Genomic DNA, 2,464 nt, shown 5'->3' with positions numbered 1-2,464 from the left:
CTTGGGCAGCACCCTGGCCTTGCTGGAGGTCTGGAACCTGAAGCTGAAGGCAGAAAAGGCGGACAAAGGCACGCGCGAGTACATCGAGCTGACGGCCGCCATGCTCGCGGTGTCGGCGGTCGGGCTGGAGTTGGGGGCGGTGGCGGTGGGGTTGGCCGAGCGAAGTCATAACACGGCGATTCGCCAGGCCGGGCGGGTGATGGGGAGTCAGTTGAAGTTGATGGCGGGGGTGTTGGCGGGGGGAGCGGCGCTGATCGGCATGTCCTTTGACTTAAATGACGGAATTGGTGAAGTAAAGAATGACAATTTATCCCTTAGTGCTATCTATTTATCGCGAGCGACAGCCCAATTAGGAAACTCGCTATTTTCAACAGCCTTAGGGCTAGCAGTGGCAGCACCCTATTTGGAACGATTAATAAAAATACACGGGCGAAATCGTTTTCTAATATACACTTATCAAACATCCACACAATTAGCGTTGAGGATGGCATTTCTGCTCCGCTGGTGTATACGAATCAATATTGTGATTTTCGCCGCCACCGTAGCGCTCGAGATATTTCTTCCCGACGAGCTTCAGAACTACTTGAGCCATAGCACTTTTCGAAAAGATCGAGACAAAGGGACCCCGGAATCCGTAGAACAAGAGCTAAAAAACCTTCACAGAGCTGTCGAGGCGACCCTCTAATGTATTTTTTTGAATGGCTTATGTACGACGGGCGTGCGACGACTGATTACGAAGCATTGGCGAGAGAAACCGACCAACAAATAGCGAACGAAGAAAAGCTGCCGCCCATCCGGGTAACGCAACCGGTTTCCCAAGCGATTTCGGACAACGATTCGCTGTATGCCTATAATTTAACCTATATTGATGTGCGCACACCAAACGACGAAAAGCGCGGATTGATTACTTTAATTCCCGGCATTGGGGGAGCTTTATTAATATGGATGCTCATTGCAACAATTTACTATATCGGCGGAAATTACATATCATTATTTCTCGGTAACGGTGATCACCTGAATACCGTCGACTATATATTTATGTGGATCATTCCCGCCATACCTACAATCGCTCTGTATTTGTACATTAAATACATCTTCCCCTATTTGCGACTCGAAGCATTCACCGCCCGACGCCTGATCGTCCGCTTCAACCGCGTCACCCGCAAGATCTACCTGCTTCGCCCCAAACACCTGGGAGGCATTGTCGCCTTGGACTGGGACACCGCCGAAGTCTGCATCAACCCAAAGATGTCCGAACTGGACGGCACCGGAGGCTTCGTCATGCTGGGATGGGACAAAGAAACCCACTCCGTCCGTGACGCCGACGGCCATCTCAAGGACGACTTCGAAATCACCTTCGTGGGCAAGCCAACCCGTAACGCCTCCGAACTCTTGGCGTTCTGGGAATACATTCGGCGCTACATGGAAGAGGGTCCGGAAGCGGCGCCCAAACCCAAAAAACTCATCGGCAAATTCCCCTGGCCGTGGCGCTCTTTCATGGCCGTGTGGCAACTGGACAGCCGGTTCGTAAAAATCCCTCAGCTATGGATCTTCGTACCGATCTATGGCCTGTTACTGCCGTTGATCCTTGTGCATGCCTGTGGCCATTGGGTGTCCCTGCTGTTGTGTTACGAGCCAAGGTTTCCTCGTTCCATTGAGGATGCAGGCCGCTGATCCCATGAAATCCGATTCAGCCAATTACTGGAGTTTCAGTAATCCCACCCTCCGACTCAGCGGCGCGGTGCTGCTGACCAACACCTTCGGTACCCGCCTGCTGCAAAGCAGCGCGGCGTCCAGGCTGGACGGCCCGCTCAACACCGCGCTGGCCCTRGTGTTCAAGGCGAGGCTGGGCCAWYTGGGRGAGCAACTGCATTTCGAAAGCAGGACCATGCCGCTCAGCCAGGGGGTCAAGGCGAAAATAAGCCTGGCCGCCCACAAGAGCTTCGGCGACTCGCTGGCCGCGGGCGCCGCCGGGCCCATGCTGGAAGTGCGCTTGGGCAGCACCCTGGCCTTGCTGGAGGTCTGGAACCTGAAGCTGAAGGCAGAAAAGGCGGACAAAGGCACGCGCGAGTACATCGAGCTGACGGCCGCCATGCTCGCGGTGTCGGCGGTCGGGCTGGAGTTGGGGGCGGTGGCGGTGGGGTTGGCCGAGCGAAGTCATAACACGGCGATTCGCCAGGCCGGGCGGGTGATGGGGAGTCAGTTGAAGTTGATGGCGGGGGTGTTGGCGGGGGGGCCGCCAGCAGCCGGGATGGTTTTTGATTTATCCGACGCCAAAAAAGCCCATCTTCGAGAAAACCACTCTTTATCCCTAGTATATTTCATGCGTGCTGCTGCCCAAGCTGGATCCGCCCTCTTTTCAATAGCCATCGGATTGGCAGCTGCTGCCCCGTATTTGGAACGACTAATCCAGATACATGGACGAAATCGTTTTTTGGTATATGCCCATCAGACGTCCACACAA

3 protein-coding genes are annotated in these 2,464 nt (G+C 54.7%); all 3 read left to right on the top strand.

Going from position 1 to position 2,464, the window contains the following annotated elements; translation table 11 throughout:
* On the top strand, window positions 1-685 hold a 685-nt coding region (locus AC1DRN_RS29825), incomplete at its 5' end, for a hypothetical protein (RefSeq protein ID WP_477786918.1).
* Window positions 685-1,674, top strand: coding sequence for a DUF6708 domain-containing protein (locus AC1DRN_RS29820; protein ID WP_477786917.1), 990 nt, complete (start codon window positions 685-687; stop codon window positions 1,672-1,674). The genes AC1DRN_RS29825 and AC1DRN_RS29820, both read left to right, overlap by 1 nt.
* Before the next feature lie 4 nt (window positions 1,675-1,678).
* The coding region (locus AC1DRN_RS29815) for a hypothetical protein (protein WP_477786916.1) at window positions 1,679-2,464 on the top strand (786 nt) is incomplete at its 3' end.

The sequence above is a fragment of the Pseudomonas sp. P5_B3 genome, from assembly GCF_056400405.1.
This window is presented reverse-complemented; position numbering and strand designations above follow the sequence as displayed.

What these genes read in the sequence shown, in the direction of transcription:
- AC1DRN_RS29820 (WP_477786917.1), top strand. Translation starts at nt 685, where the DNA reads ATGTATTTTTTTGAATGGCTTATGTACGACGGGCGTGCGACGACTGAT.